Genomic DNA, 14,136 nt, shown 5'->3' on the forward strand with positions numbered 1-14,136 from the left:
ATATTCTCACATTACATTGCACTTATCACATACAATGCGAGGCGACTGTTAAAACAGGAATTATAACAGATAATAGCTATATTTTTGCATAGTACTTTATTGTGCCCAGCAAATTTCATTTTGGCGCTATTAAACACCATGTTGTTATTTTTCCTCTAGTTTAGCCGTTTTATTACGTATTTTTTCTGCAGATACCACCGCAATGGTGGCTCTATACCCCATAAGAATAGGCTTAGTTATGTTATTTATCTTAAAAAAATATATTGGCTCTCTATTGATGCCATTACCATTATTGCTCATTGTCGGGTTTATCGGGCTGCTTTTGCTCTGGTTCACACGCTGGCAGCGTTGTGGGAAGACGTTGACTACTCTAAGTTTAGTTTTCATAACCCTGTTGGGGTTACAGCCTATTTCAGATACTTTACTTGCCCCTGCAGAAAAGCAATTTAATAAACGCTATGAACTGATTACAGAAACACCCCCTCAAGATGTACGTTACATTGTTGTGCTAGGGGGCGGCTTTACATACAACCCAGATTGGAGCCCAAGCTCTAACCTATTGAATAATAGCTTACCTAGAGTGACTGAAGGTGTTCGCCTTTATCTTAAACACCCTGGTAGTAAACTTATTTTCACCGGCGGTAAAGCGAGTAGTACCATCAGCAGTGCCGAAGTTGCCGCACAAGTAGCGCAATCCTTAGGTGTTCCTGCACAAGATATAATTCCCCTCACTGAACCCAAAGATACACAAGAAGAAGCTTATGAAGTTGAAAAAATTATTGGAAAATCACCTTTTTTATTAGTCACTTCAGCTAATCACCTGCCTCGTGCGATGACCATGTTTACTCAACGAGGAATGAATCCTTTCCCTGCACCCGCAAACCAGTTAGTTATCACGAGTGAAATTAATCCATGGGAGAAATACATTCCTTCCTCATATTATTTTGGTCATAGTGAGCGTGCTTGGTATGAATTTCTTGGTACCATTTGGTGGCATTTAAAACCCAATAATACACAGGCATTAGACGATCAACTTGCTACACCTGAAGCTATTGCTGCTGAATAACAACAAAAAAGGTGTAACCTATTGAGATTACACCTTTATTTAGCTAAATCGCATATTGGCCATTTTGACCATTAAGAAAATACTGACTACTGGATAAATTGCTTTCTAACAAGTTCAAGGTCTTCAGGGGTATCAACACCAGCGCCTGGCGTAGTTTTCGCGACATCCACATGAATTTTTTCTCCGTACCAAAGCACCCTAAGTTGCTCTAGCATTTCGATTTTTTCTAATGGACTTGCTTCCCACTTAATGTAGCGACGAATAAACCCTGCGCGATAAGCGTATATCCCGATATGGCGTAAAAAGGTATCGCCTATTACATCATGGCTTTTGGCAAAGTTGTCCCTATCCCAAGGAATAGTTGCTCGAGAAAAATACAGTGCATAACCTTCGTGATCAGTAACAACCTTGACTGCATTTGGATTAAACGCTTCATGAGCATCATTAATAGGTACAGCCAGTGTCCCCATCTCAGCTTTGCTCCCCTGAAGGTTATGAGCCACTTGACTAATAATCTCAGGTGGAATTAAAGGTTCATCACCTTGCACATTCACGATGATTTCATTGTCAGAAAAAGCATAAGTATCAATAACCTCAGCTAATCTTTCTGTTCCAGACTGATGATTTGGGTCTGTCATACAGGCTTCACCGCCCGCTTCAATCACCGCTTTAGCAACATCAGAGTGATCTGTCGCAACTATCACCCGGCTAGCCCCCGACTTAATGGCTTGCTCCATCACCCGAACAACCATTGTCTTACCATGGATATCAGCCAAAGGCTTACCTGGTAAACGTGTTGATGCATAACGAGCAGGAATAATAACCGTAAACATGATGATTACTGGCCTTCATCTAATGAAACAGGGCGCGCTTCATTTTCTAGCAATACAGGGATGCCATCACGAATGGGATAGGCTAAGTGATCAAACTTACAAATAAGTTCGAGGTTTTCTTTGTTATAACTTAATTTGCCGTGGCATACAGGACAGGCAACGATTTCAAGTAAACGGTGATCCATGTTTTCTCCCGAATGGATTTTAACTCACTTGGAGTCAGGATATCACATGCAGATATCACCGTTAACTTTAATCTTCCTGAATAAGATCTCCTGCGAGAGATGAGAGGATAAAGGCAGGAGAAATTGTTCTGTTTATTATCTAATAAGCGATAACGTCAGCTGCCGTTATGCCATCCGAATTACGAGTAACAGAGAACTCAACGCTTTGACCTTCGAATAATGATTTGATTTTTTTATTAGCAATTGACTTTGTTGTCACAAATACATCATCACCACCATTGAATGGGGAAATAAAACCGTAACCTTCTTTTGCGTCAAACCATTTAACTCGACCCATATGTAATTGAAAATTCATATTAAAACTCCTTTTGTTCTGAGAACAATATTTTTTTTATCTTTGTATCATTACTCTTTCTTGCTTCCCATTTATAAACTGCCGATCTATTAATACATCAAAGAGTAATTAAACTTTACCAATTCATGCGCACAAATCATTGTGCATATTTTATAACGCTCATATATGTAAATTTCAGACACCGCAAATCTACTGTGAAGTTAACAGTCTATTTTGACATTATGATGACAAAACACGGTGACAGCGACTTTACAGTATAGATTATGCGAGGATATGAAGACTAACTAAAGAACGGAGCGTGAAATTTAAGCTAGTATAAAATCCAATTATCAATGTATTGCATCTAGATACATAATAAGTAGATCTATATCACATTGATGATATTATTATCACAGAGGAACGTTATAGACAAGTTTTTTTGTTATTTGTGATAAGTTTTTTTATTCCGCTTAAGATTTTTTCAGCGTCTGGAGCTTGTAAATGTGCTTGGACTGGAAGAAACCACCAATTTGGTTGTGCGAAAGCACGGCATTTTACAGCATCTTTTTCGGTCATTAATAAGTTTTGTTCATTTTTAACTAACCGTGAAAGCTGTTTTAATTCATATGACTGATGATCAGCAAAAGCATGGGTACTAATGACCTCGACCCCTTTATTTTCTAATGAGGCAAAAAAACGAGGAGGATGACCAATACCTGCCATTGCGATAACTGCAGGCAATTGTGTAACCGCTTGTTTTTCACCACTAACAAGGTTACAAGCAACATCGCCTTCAAGAGCCATTAAAGCTTCATTTTCTTGTGGCTCACCACCATTAACAATGACAGCATTAACACGCTTTAAACGCCCAGCCCTTTCACGCATTGGCCCTGCTGGTAGCCACCAACCATTACCAAAACGGCGTTGGCCATCAATAACGACAATTTCGTAGTCACGTTGCAGCGCATAGTGTTGCAACCCATCATCAGTAATAATCACATCTAACGGAAATTTTTCGAGTAAGGCTTTAACGGCATCACTTCGCTTGGGCGCGACTGCTACAGGGGATTTTGTACGATGAAAAATTAATACAGGTTCATCCCCTGCAACTTCGGTTGTGGTCGCTTCATCAAGTATCAGCGGATATTTTTCAGCTTTACCGCCATACCCTCGAGAAACAACCCCCACGCGGTAGCCTTCTTTGGTGAGTGACTCCACTAACCAGATAACAACAGGGGTTTTACCATTTCCCCCCGCTGTCAGGTTTCCCACCACTACCACTGGAATTGGCGCTTTCCATGAACGTTTCAGCCCGATTTTATAAGCCATATCTCTAATTACCGTTACCAATCCATAAAGGAAAGACAACGGCAGTAATAAAAGATACAGCCATGATTTACCAGACCAAATACGTTCTATCATTGTTTAAACTGAATGCTGTGTAACTGTGAATATGCGCCATCTTGAGCTAATAGAGATGCATGGTTGCCACGCTCAATGATCCGTCCATCTTGTACTACTAATATTTCATCCGCATTTTCTATTGTCGATAGCCGGTGAGCAATGACTAAGGATGTTCTATTTTTCTGTAACTCATCAAGAGCAGCTTGAATAGCACGTTCAGACTCTGTATCTAGTGCAGATGTTGCCTCATCAAGAATAAGAATTGGCGCGTCGCGTAGAAGTGCACGAGCAATTGCTATTCTTTGACGTTGTCCGCCAGAAAGCATAACGCCATTTTCGCCAATAACCGTATCCAAGCCTTTTTCAAGTTTAGCAATGAAATCCATTGCATAGGCCATTTCTGCTGCTTTCTCTATTTGTTCGCGGCTATAGCTACCATCTGTTGCATAAGCAATATTATTCGCTATCGTATCGTTAAATAGATAAACATGTTGAGAAACTAACGCGACTTGGCTACGTAATGAGGATAATGTGTATTCACGAATATCATGACCATCAATTTGAATAGAGCCTTCATCAATGTCATAAAAACGTGTAATCAAATTTGCAATAGTAGACTTACCTGAACCTGATCGCCCAACGAGAGCAACTGATTTTCCAGCAGGCAAAGTAAACGAAACATCGTCTAACGCAGGATGTTCTTTGGTTGCATAGGTAAAAGTGACATGTTCAAATTTAATGTCCCCTTTAACCTCTTTTAGTACTTTAGTTCCGTTATCTTTTTCTTGTTCCGAATCTAAGATTGCAAATAACGTTTGGCAAGCCGCCATACCACGTTGGAATTGTGAGTTAACGTTAGTTAATGATTTTAATGGACGCATCAACGCGAACATTGATGAGAAAACAACGGCAATGGTTCCTGATGTTAATTCATCACGAATTTCGGGAAAACTCGCAGCATAAAGAACAAATGCTAATGCAAATGATGCAATTAACTGAACAATAGGGTCAGAGATTGCTGAAGCGGTTACCATTTTCATATTTTGGCGGCGCATGTTGTTACTGACTTTATTAAAACGTTCAGTTTCAACTTTCTGCCCACCAAAAATTAATACTTCTTTATGACCCTTTAACATCTGTTCGGCACTTGCCGTCACATGCCCCATACCCGTTTGCATATTTTTACTAATCTTACGGAAACGCTTAGAGACGATGCGAATAGTGATTGATACAATAGGGGCTATCACGATTAAAATAAGAGAAAGTTGCCAGCTATAATAAAACATCATAGCAAATAACCCGATGATATAAGCACTTTCACGAATAATTGTAATTAATGCGCCAGAAGAAGAAGATGCAACTTGTTCTGAGTCATAGGTAATTCTAGATAATAGTGTTCCTGTTGATTGCTGATCAAAAAAACTAACGGGCATTCCCATCATATGACCAAACAGCTTACGTCGCATGTTCATCACGACTTTACCTGCTACCCACGAAACACAATAGGTTGAAACAAAGCTAGACCCACCACGAACAACCATTAACCCTAACACCGCAAGCGGAAGCCATTTTAAAACGTCATTATCTGCTTTATCAAAGCCTTCATCCAATAAAGGTTTTAATAAAGAAATCATAAATGCATCACCTGCTGCGTTTATGATAAGTGCTATTGCTGCAACGATTAAACCCGCTTTAAAAGGCGCAATTATCGGCCACAAGCGACGAAAAGTTTGTTTTGTCGAAAGGTCTTTATCATTCATACTTTTAATTACCAGACTTAATGTAAGCGCACTATTCTACTCGGGAAATAGCGGTAAGCCAAACCACAGATGATACCAGCGAGGCTGAATTTCATAGCGATAACGTGAGATTTTAATTTTTTCCTTTTTAAACCATAAAGTTAACTGACCATCTTCTGCTGTATTTAACCATTTAATATTACTATTTTTATATCTAAAATAGACTTTTTGCGACGGAATTTTCCATGCACTATACCTTGCAGATGAGACTACCACCATTGAAGGTTGAACATTTCTTAACAATAAATCAGTTGATGAAGTGCTACTTCCATGATGAGGGGCGAAAAGAAGACTCGAACGTAACCGGTTCTTGTACATTGCGACAAGTGATTTTTCCCCTTGTTTTTCGATATCTCCTGTTAATAAAATTTTATGAAACCCATCTGTCAATTGAATGACACAAGAATCATCATTATGCGATATTGGTGCTAACTTCTCAGGCCATAATACTTCAAAAGTTAATATTCCCCACTGCCATTTTTGGCCTTTAAAACAGGGAAGATGCTTCATTTTTTTTATATTATTATTTTTTTTCTTGTATACCAAAGTGTTCTGGGGCCCAAAACTACTTCTTACACTTAACCATGGGTATTGTTGAATTAAATAATTCACTCCCCCGGTATGATCTAAATGATCATGGCTTAAAATTACCCCGATGGGGGTTATATCATGGTATTTAAGAAAAGGAACAATTTGACGCTGTGCATTACTCCCCCCTTTCCACGCATTTCCAGTATCATAGAGTAATGCCAAGTTATTTTGCTCTATCACAACGGCTAAACCATGCCCGATATCCAATACCGTCATTTTCCAGCCTTCTTTGTGCTGTTTACTACTTCCTCTTTCAAGGAAAATTGAGATAATCACACAGCCAATCAGCCCAAAATAACGTTTGTACCATTTAAATAAAATGATAATGACACTTAGCCAACATATTAAAAATAAATAATAAGGTACATTAATAAACTCTGACCAAAAAGCACTGAAGTAAGGTAATGGCTTTAGCCCTATATCTATCACCCTGTCTACTACATATAAAAGAGACTGCTGAACCACCTCTATTGGCACTAAAAACACGACCAAAATAACAGGAACAACACACCAAGAAATTAACGGAACAAACCAAACGTTAGCCACTAACCCCATTATGTTAATACCATTAAATATAATAAGTTGCATTGGAATTAGTAAGATGAGTAAGCCTATTTGTAAATGTACTAACCCTATAATTTTACCTTTCACCCCTTTAGCTAAATGGTAGGTTAATGGAAATATCGATAACCAATACAGAATAGCGAGTACAGCGAAGCTAGATAACCAAAAACTATCCGACAAAATAGCTAATGGATCTAACAGTAATATTCCCGCTATGCTCCAAAGTGCCCATTGCCAAGCAAAGTACCTTGCAGGCTTATTTCTAATATATACCCATAATAGTAAGGCAAACAGTGCCCGTGTTGCAGGGATAGCAAACCCCGAGATCCACGCATAAAAAATAGCTAGCCCTATACCTATTACTACTGGGAGTATTTCATTAATATATTTTATTGGTAAAAAATATTGAACTCCTCGAGTAATAAGAAAGCCAAACAAGTAAGCTAAGCCAATATGTAAGCCCGAGATAGCCATTAAATGTGTCAAATTTGTTTTCTGCAGTAAATAGGTTTGATCTGCGGGCAATAAACTTCTATCGCCAAACATTAACCCATAAATAATTCCTTTATTAGATAATGAATCAATTAGTTCCATATAGTTATAAATGATTTTTTGCCTTACAGAACACGCCTTTTCTAATGGCTTTTCTTTTTGGCTTTTCAAAACTCCTATGATCCTATTAGCTAAATAATAACGTTGTAGGTTAAATCCGCCTTCATTTAGTGAACTGTGAAGTGGCTTTATTTTGCCATTGATCCGCCAAGACTGCCCAGCACAAACCGTTTCCTTCGTTTTCCATGTAGCATATAGCGGAGGAAAAACAATGCGATTGTTAATTTTATCAATACGTACTTTGATTTTTTGCTCTTTGTTATTCAAAGGAATACCAACAATAACCACATCAATATCATTATTTTTTTCAGATAGATAATTAATATGATTAATTATATTAATTCCATGCCAATTAGCCCATAGAAAAAACATAATAATTAGTGCTAAAAATTTGCCTGATTTACCAAATATAAAGAATATTATTAATACCGATACAAACAAAAAAACAAATAATAATTCACTCAGTATTAAAATTTTAGGTATAAATAAAAGTGGTAATGTACCTAAAATCAAAGCAATAGAAGCCATTGTCATCGAAACAGGTAATTCCCTATTAAAGATTAAATTATATTTTTTGAGTGAGTTATTTAGCCATCTTATTATGTAGATGATATTTTTTATCAACTTTTGTATCCCTACATAGCGTTTATTTACTTTAGTTTATTTATTCCTATGCATTTTTTAAGTCTCATTTTTTTATTTTACGTAACGCTTCCCAATCTGTTTTTTGCTAACAAGAAGATACATATTAGTTTGCGAAGCGCTTCGCAAAACATGTCTATATCTCTAAAGCTGATTTTGGATTTATTTTATTGTTTTATAGGCATTAAAAGTGTTGGTGTTGGTGTTGGTGTTGGTGTTGGTGTTGGTGTTGGTGTTGGTGTTGGTGTTGGTGTTGGTGTTGGTGTTGGTGTTGGTGTTGGTGTTGGCTAGATATAAAAAACAGTGCCGTATAAAATACAAGCACTGTTTTGATGTAATAATTAAGATTTACAGCCTGATTATATTATTGGCCGTAAATATTTACACGATCACGTAATTCTTTACCTGGTTTAAAATGAGGAACATATTTACCTTCTAGTTCCACTTTATCACCAGTTTTTGGGTTACGGCCAACGCGTGGAGCACGGTAGTGAAGAGAAAAACTGCCGAAACCACGGACTTCAATACGCTCACCGTTAGCTAACGTATCCGCCATATGCTCAAGAATTTCCTTTACAGCTTCCTCAACGGTTTTTGCTGAAAGATGAGACTGCTGGCTAGCCAGTCTTTCAATTAATTCAGACTTGGTCATAGTACCTCCCTAAACTACCGTTACAAAGGGGCAACGCTACTGTTGCCCCCACTTAATTATTCGCCTTTAGCTGCTTTGAAAGCTTCAGCCATAGCATTGTTGCCGAATGCTGTATCTTCTTGTTTGTTCACAGCTGCAACAGCGTCTTTCTCATCAGCTTCGTCTTTAGCGCGAACAGACAGGTTAATTACACGGTTCTTACGATCAACACCAGTGTATTTAGCTTCAACATCATCACCAACGTTCAGAACCAGTGTTGCATCTTCAACACGGTCACGTGAAGCTTCTGATGCACGCAGGTAACCTTCAACGCCCAGTGTCAGCTCAACAGTTGCACCTTTAGCATCAACTGCAATTACTTTACCAGTTACGATTGCGCCTTTCTTAGTTGCTGCTAAGTAGTTATTGAATGGATCTTCAGCTAACTGTTTAACACCTAAAGAAATACGCTCACGCTCTGCGTCGACTTGCAGAACAACAGCTGCGATTTCATCACCTTTTTTGTATTCACGAACTGCTTCTTCGCCTGCAACGTTCCAGGAGATGTCAGACAGGTGAACCAGGCCATCGATGCCGCCGTCCAGACCGATGAAGATACCGAAGTCAGTGATAGACTTGATTTTACCTTCAACGCGGTCGCCTTTGTTGTGAGTTTCTGCAAATTGCTGCCATGGGTTAGATTTGCACTGTTTCAGGCCCAGTGAGATACGACGACGTTCTTCATCGATATCCAGAACCATAACTTCAACAACATCACCAACGTTAACAACTTTAGATGGGTGGATGTTTTTGTTAGTCCAATCCATTTCTGAAACGTGAACCAGACCTTCAACGCCTTCTTCGATTTCTACGAAGCAGCCGTAGTCAGTCAGGTTAGTAACGCGACCAGTCAGTTTAGTACCTTCTGGGTAACGTTTAGCGATTGCGACCCAAGGATCTTCGCCCAGTTGTTTCAGACCCAGAGAAACACGAGTGCGTTCACGGTCGAATTTCAGAACTTTAACATTGATTTCATCACCAACGTTGACGATTTCGCTTGGGTGTTTAACACGTTTCCAAGCCATGTCAGTGATATGCAGCAGGCCGTCAACACCGCCCAGATCAACGAATGCACCGTAGTCAGTAAGGTTCTTAACGATACCTTTAACTTCCATGCCTTCTTGCAGATTTTCCAGCAGTTGATCGCGCTCAGCGCTGCTTTCAGATTCAATTACAGCACGACGAGAAACAACAACGTTGTTGCGTTTCTGATCCAGCTTGATTACTTTGAACTCAAGCTCTTTGCCTTCCAAGTGAGTAGTATCACGAACTGGACGTACATCAACCAGTGAACCTGGTAAGAACGCACGAATACCGTTCAGTTCAACAGTGAAACCACCTTTAACTTTACCGTTGATAACACCAGTTACAGTTTCAGCTTCTTCGTAAGCTTTTTCCAGCATCAGCCATGCTTCATGACGTTTAGCTTTCTCACGAGACAGGATAGTTTCACCGAAACCATCTTCTACTGCATCCAGAGCTACATCGATTTCGTCGCCAACTTGGATTTCTAGCTCACCCTGAGCATTTTTGAACTGTTCTACTGGGATAGCAGATTCTGATTTAAGACCTGCGTCAACAAGGACTACGTCTTTATCGATGGCAACAACAGTACCACGGACGATAGAACCAGGACGAGTTTCAATATTCTGCAGGGATTCTTCAAAGAGTTGAGCAAAAGATTCAGTCATATTAATGATCTTCAAGAGTTTTTATTTAACGTCCACTTAGCTTCCCGCCAAATGGGGTTGTTTCACATACCCCACAACATTCCATGTCGCAAGGTTGATGCTATGCTAATAATATAATCACATAGCGGTAATTGCGTATCTTATCTAATTATAAGCTAAAATAAAGCCTATTATCACGATAATTGTAGAATTTTTTTTGCATAGGCGTGTGCTTTTTCAATAACTTCCTCAATAGACATACTTGTGGAATCCAGCACTAATGCGTCTTTCGCGGCAATGAGAGGCGCTACAGAGCGATTACGATCACGAAAATCACGCTCTTCAATTTCGCTTAAAAGACGTTCAAAATTAACATCAAAACCTTTTTCTTGCAACTGCTTCATCCGCCGATGAGCACGTTCCTCTGCGGAGGCATCAAGAAAAATTTTGACTGGGGCATCTGGGAAAACTACCGTTCCCATATCACGGCCATCAGCAATAAGCCCGGGTAAGGTTCTAAATGCACGTTGGCGTCGAAGTAACGCTTCACGTACGCGAGGAAAAGTTGCTGTTTGGGATGCTGTATTCCCTACTGTTTCGGTTCTAATTTGATTCGAAACATCTTCCCCTTCCAGAATCACTTTCAGGACATTATTTTCAGGAACAAATTTCACATCTAAATTTGCAGCCAAAGGAACTAACGCATCTTCGGATTGGATATCAACATGGTGATGCAACGCCGCTAACGCTAATACACGATAAATTGCACCAGAGTCTAAAAGCTGCCATCCAAATTCGTTTGCTAATGCTTGGCAAAGTGTACCTTTACCTGCTCCGCTTGGTCCATCAACGGTGATTACAGGGGCTATCGCCACCATATAAAAATCTCCTTTTCTGCAAATAGCCTAGCTACCCGCAATTAAAATCTGTGAAAGTATTATACCAATTCAGTAGATTTGTGAAATAAGCAGGTTCTGATGATTGCTAAAAAATAAGAAAAATTGATGTTTGAACAATAAAAATCAGGTTGATATCAAAAAAGCAATACCAACCTAACCAGTAGATTAGTGACTCAATCGCGCCAATTGTTCAAAGTAATCTGGGAAAGTCTTTGCAGTACAGCCGGGATCCAAAATTGTTACTGGTGTATCCGATAATGCAACTAACGAAAAACACATCGCGATACGATGGTCATTATACGTTTCAATTTCAGCATGTTGTAATTTTTTCGGTGGAACGACACGAATATAATCATGTCCTTCTTCCACTTCAGCGCCAACTTTTCGTAGCTCTGTCGCCATCGCATATAACCGGTCGGTTTCTTTGACTCGCCAGTTATAAATATTACGAATAACCGTTTCGCCTTCAGCAAACAGAGCAACCGTTCCAATGGTCATTGCCGCATCAGGGATCGCATTCATATCCATGTCAATGCCCGTCAATGTGCCGCGTTCACATTCAACGAAGTCGTCACCCCAACGAATAGTTGCTCCCATTTTTTCTAAAACGTTGGCAAATTTCGTATCACCTTGCAAACTATTACGCCCAATTCCTGTTACCCGCACTACGCCTCCCTTAATGGCAGCCGCTGCGAGGAAATAAGATGCGGATGAGGCATCACCCTCAACCAAATATTCACCTGGTGACTGATATTGCTGCTGACCTTTGATAACGAAATGTTCATATTGATGATTTTCGACATTAACACCAAATGTTTTCATTAATGCTAACGTGATATCAATATAAGGTTTGGAAACTAACTCGCCAATAATTGTAATTGTTGTGTCTTGTTCTGCACGGGGCGCTGCCATTAATAACGCAGTTAAAAATTGGCTGGAAACAGACCCATCAACTGAAATTTGACCACCGATGAAACCACCTTTTAAGCGTAGTGGCGGGTAGTTTTCCTGCTCTAAATATTCAATTTCTGCGCCACCTTCCCTTAATGCATCGACCAAATGCCCAATTGGGCGCTCTTTCATGCGAGGCTCACCCGTCAAAATAATATTATTGTGACTTAGTGATAATGCAGCAGCCAATGGGCGCATTGCCGTTCCGGCATTGCCTAAAAATATCTCTAGATCATTTGGATGAGATAAGTTTCCGCCTATCCCTTCCACACGACAACGTGTTTTGTCCTCAGATAGTTGATATTTCACACCTAACTGGCTTAATGCATTCAGCATATGGCGAATATCATCACTGTCTAATAAGTTAGTGAGTGTGGTCGTTCCTTTAGCCATCGCGGCTAATAACAGTGCGCGGTTTGAAACACTTTTAGACCCTGGCAAATTAATCGTGCCGTTAATTGAAGAGATAGGTTGTAATGTCAGGGATTGCATAGAAAGCAGGTTCTCCAGTGAAGTTTGCAAATAAAAATAACCGAGCTCTTTTTTCTTTTTAATTAACTATAAAAGAGCCCGAAAACTGGCAAAACGTCCTATTTTACCAGCTTACTCAATATGTTAAGCATTATGGCGTTCAAAGTTTGCCATAAAGTCAACCAAAGCCTGTACACCTGCTAATGGCATCGCATTGTAGATTGATGCACGCATACCACCAGCCACTTTATGGCCTTTTAGCGAAAGTAAGCCTTGCTCTTTGGCTTCTTCGATAAATTTTGCATCAAGAGCCGGATTTTGCATTTGGAACGGTATATTCATCCAAGAGCGATTTTCAACTGCAACACGGTTAATATAGAACTGGCTATCATCAATTGCATTGTAAAGTAATTGTGATTTCTCATAATTACGCTTAGCCATTTCTTGCAAACCGCCTTGCTCTTTTAACCATTTGAAGACCATCCCTGCAAGATACCAAGCGAAAGTCGGTGGAGTATTAAACATTGAATCGTGTTTTGCTAATACCGTGTAATCAAATACCGATGGGGTCTGAGGTGAAGCTTTACCGAGTAGGTCTTCTCGGATAATAACGATGGTAAGCCCAGCTGGCCCAATATTTTTTTGAGCCCCTGCATAAATCACACCATAGCGACTAACATCAATCGGTTTAGATAAGATAGAAGAGGAGTAGTCAGCAACAATAATTTTATCTTCAGGGAAGTCAGGTTCCTCATGAATGGCTAAGCCGCCAATGGTTTCATTTGGACAATAATGGACATAAGCGGCATCATCACTTAATGGCCAATCTTTCATAGGTTTTAAACTTACAACACCGTCTTTTTCTTCGGTAATTTGAATCACATTAGGTGTGCAGTATTTTTCAGCTTCTTTTGCTGCAGACTCTGACCAATAGCCGCTTACGATATAGTCTGCGGTCGTTTTATCACCTAATAAATTCATGGGTAACGTTGCAAAATGGGCTCGAGCCCCACCGTGACAAAATAAAACTTTATAGTTATCAGGGATATTTAATAAATCACGTAGATTTTGCTCTGCTTCCGTTGCCACTTCGATAAAGTCTTTTCCGCGATGGCTAACTTCCATCACAGAAACACCTAAACCTTTCCAGTTACAAAATTCTTGTTCAGCACGACGCATGACTTCAACAGGTAGCATAGCTGGGCCTGCACTGAAATTATAAACCTGACTCATTGACCTCACCCTATCCATCTTCAATTATGGTTAATAAAATTCACTCAGATACATAAAGTTGTACCACTCCAAGCCTTTAGCTGCAACGGTTATTGTCAGCAAGCCAAAAAAAGAAAAGGGCGTTATTTTTTGATAATGAGGAAAAGAATTTTGTTAATCTCGTCACACTCTCGACAAGCATCATTTTATGG

General features: G+C 39.5%; 13 protein-coding genes. 2 read left to right on the forward strand and 11 right to left on the reverse strand.

Annotation, left to right across the window (positions count from 1 at the left end; all coding sequences use genetic code 11):
- Nucleotides 1–238 precede the first annotated feature (238 nt).
- A complete protein-coding gene (gene elyC / locus PSF42_RS02225; RefSeq protein ID WP_272679370.1) occupies nt 239–1,066 on the forward strand; it encodes an envelope biogenesis factor ElyC in 828 nt (275 codons plus the stop codon).
- Between the two features lie 86 nt (nt 1,067–1,152).
- Here elyC and kdsB read toward each other — a convergent pair whose 3' ends face one another.
- From kdsB to PSF42_RS02255, 6 genes are all read right to left on the reverse strand, one after another.
- On the reverse strand, nt 1,153–1,899 hold the full coding sequence (gene kdsB, locus PSF42_RS02230; RefSeq protein ID WP_272679371.1) for a 3-deoxy-manno-octulosonate cytidylyltransferase: 747 nt from the start codon (nt 1,897–1,899) through the stop codon (nt 1,153–1,155).
- 5 nt (nt 1,900–1,904) lie between these two features.
- On the reverse strand, nt 1,905–2,084 hold the full coding sequence (locus PSF42_RS02235; protein ID WP_004256203.1) for a Trm112 family protein: 180 nt from the start codon (nt 2,082–2,084) through the stop codon (nt 1,905–1,907).
- A gap of 139 nt (nt 2,085–2,223) precedes the next feature.
- Nucleotides 2,224–2,439 carry a cold-shock protein gene (locus PSF42_RS02240; RefSeq protein WP_125892635.1) on the reverse strand — a complete coding sequence of 72 codons (216 nt, stop codon included), beginning with the start codon at nt 2,437–2,439 and terminating at the stop codon, nt 2,224–2,226.
- Nucleotides 2,440–2,841: 402 nt separating this feature from the next.
- Nucleotides 2,842–3,840, reverse strand: a complete 999-nt coding sequence (lpxK, locus tag PSF42_RS02245; protein WP_125892633.1) for a tetraacyldisaccharide 4'-kinase — start codon at nt 3,838–3,840, stop codon at nt 2,842–2,844.
- Entirely contained in the window at nt 3,837–5,582 is a 1,746-nt protein-coding gene (gene msbA / locus PSF42_RS02250; protein ID WP_125892631.1) for a lipid A ABC transporter ATP-binding protein/permease MsbA, read from the reverse strand. The genes lpxK and msbA overlap by 4 nt, the downstream gene beginning before the upstream one ends.
- A 36-nt stretch (nt 5,583–5,618) precedes the next feature.
- A complete protein-coding gene (locus PSF42_RS02255; RefSeq protein ID WP_272679372.1) occupies nt 5,619–8,012 on the reverse strand; it encodes a DNA internalization-related competence protein ComEC/Rec2 in 2,394 nt (797 codons plus the stop codon).
- Between the two features lie 150 nt (nt 8,013–8,162).
- Here PSF42_RS02255 and PSF42_RS02260 point away from each other — a divergent pair, with 150 nt between their 5' ends.
- Nucleotides 8,163–8,321, forward strand: a complete 159-nt coding sequence (locus PSF42_RS02260; protein WP_272679373.1) for a hypothetical protein — start codon at nt 8,163–8,165, stop codon at nt 8,319–8,321.
- 73 nt (nt 8,322–8,394) lie between these two features.
- Here PSF42_RS02260 and ihfB read toward each other — a convergent pair whose 3' ends face one another.
- The 5 genes from ihfB to serC all read right to left on the reverse strand — a co-directional run bounded on the left by ihfB (nt 8,395) and on the right by serC (nt 13,945).
- Nucleotides 8,395–8,682, reverse strand: a complete 288-nt coding sequence (gene ihfB, locus PSF42_RS02265) for an integration host factor subunit beta (protein WP_004256221.1) — start codon at nt 8,680–8,682, stop codon at nt 8,395–8,397.
- Nucleotides 8,683–8,738: 56 nt separating this feature from the next.
- Entirely contained in the window at nt 8,739–10,412 is a 1,674-nt protein-coding gene (gene rpsA / locus PSF42_RS02270; RefSeq protein ID WP_004909559.1) for a 30S ribosomal protein S1, read from the reverse strand.
- 173 nt (nt 10,413–10,585) lie between these two features.
- Nucleotides 10,586–11,269, reverse strand: coding sequence for a (d)CMP kinase (gene cmk / locus PSF42_RS02275; protein WP_272679374.1), 684 nt, complete (start codon nt 11,267–11,269; stop codon nt 10,586–10,588).
- Nucleotides 11,270–11,455: 186 nt separating this feature from the next.
- Nucleotides 11,456–12,733: a 3-phosphoshikimate 1-carboxyvinyltransferase gene (gene aroA, locus PSF42_RS02280; RefSeq protein ID WP_125892625.1), complete on the reverse strand. Its 1,278-nt coding sequence runs from the start codon at nt 12,731–12,733 to the stop codon at nt 11,456–11,458.
- Nucleotides 12,734–12,856: 123 nt separating this feature from the next.
- Nucleotides 12,857–13,945: a 3-phosphoserine/phosphohydroxythreonine transaminase gene (serC, locus tag PSF42_RS02285; RefSeq protein WP_125892623.1), complete on the reverse strand. Its 1,089-nt coding sequence runs from the start codon at nt 13,943–13,945 to the stop codon at nt 12,857–12,859.
- Nucleotides 13,946–14,136: the final 191 nt, after the last annotated feature.

The sequence above is a fragment of the Providencia sp. PROV032 genome (assembly GCF_028484875.1).
Lineage (GTDB): Bacteria > Pseudomonadota > Gammaproteobacteria > Enterobacterales > Enterobacteriaceae > Providencia > Providencia rettgeri_E.

Excerpts from the sequence above, each read along its gene's own strand:
- cmk (WP_272679374.1), bottom strand. The coding sequence starts at position 11,269 with ATGGTGGCGATAGCCCCTGTAATCACCGTTGATGGACCAAGCGGAGCA.
- elyC (WP_272679370.1), top strand. The coding sequence starts at position 239 with ATGTTATTTATCTTAAAAAAATATATTGGCTCTCTATTGATGCCATTA.
- PSF42_RS02235 (WP_004256203.1), bottom strand. The coding sequence starts at position 2,084 with ATGGATCACCGTTTACTTGAAATCGTTGCCTGTCCTGTATGCCACGGC.
- msbA (WP_125892631.1), bottom strand. The coding sequence starts at position 5,582 with ATGAATGATAAAGACCTTTCGACAAAACAAACTTTTCGTCGCTTGTGG.
- PSF42_RS02240 (WP_125892635.1), bottom strand. The coding sequence starts at position 2,439 with ATGAATTTTCAATTACATATGGGTCGAGTTAAATGGTTTGACGCAAAA.
- lpxK (WP_125892633.1), bottom strand. The coding sequence starts at position 3,840 with ATGATAGAACGTATTTGGTCTGGTAAATCATGGCTGTATCTTTTATTA.
- ihfB (WP_004256221.1), bottom strand. The coding sequence starts at position 8,682 with ATGACCAAGTCTGAATTAATTGAAAGACTGGCTAGCCAGCAGTCTCAT.
- serC (WP_125892623.1), bottom strand. The coding sequence starts at position 13,945 with ATGAGTCAGGTTTATAATTTCAGTGCAGGCCCAGCTATGCTACCTGTT.
- kdsB (WP_272679371.1), bottom strand. The coding sequence starts at position 1,899 with ATGTTTACGGTTATTATTCCTGCTCGTTATGCATCAACACGTTTACCA.
- PSF42_RS02260 (WP_272679373.1), top strand. The coding sequence starts at position 8,163 with ATGTCTATATCTCTAAAGCTGATTTTGGATTTATTTTATTGTTTTATA.
- rpsA (WP_004909559.1), bottom strand. The coding sequence starts at position 10,412 with ATGACTGAATCTTTTGCTCAACTCTTTGAAGAATCCCTGCAGAATATT.
- aroA (WP_125892625.1), bottom strand. The coding sequence starts at position 12,733 with ATGCAATCCCTGACATTACAACCTATCTCTTCAATTAACGGCACGATT.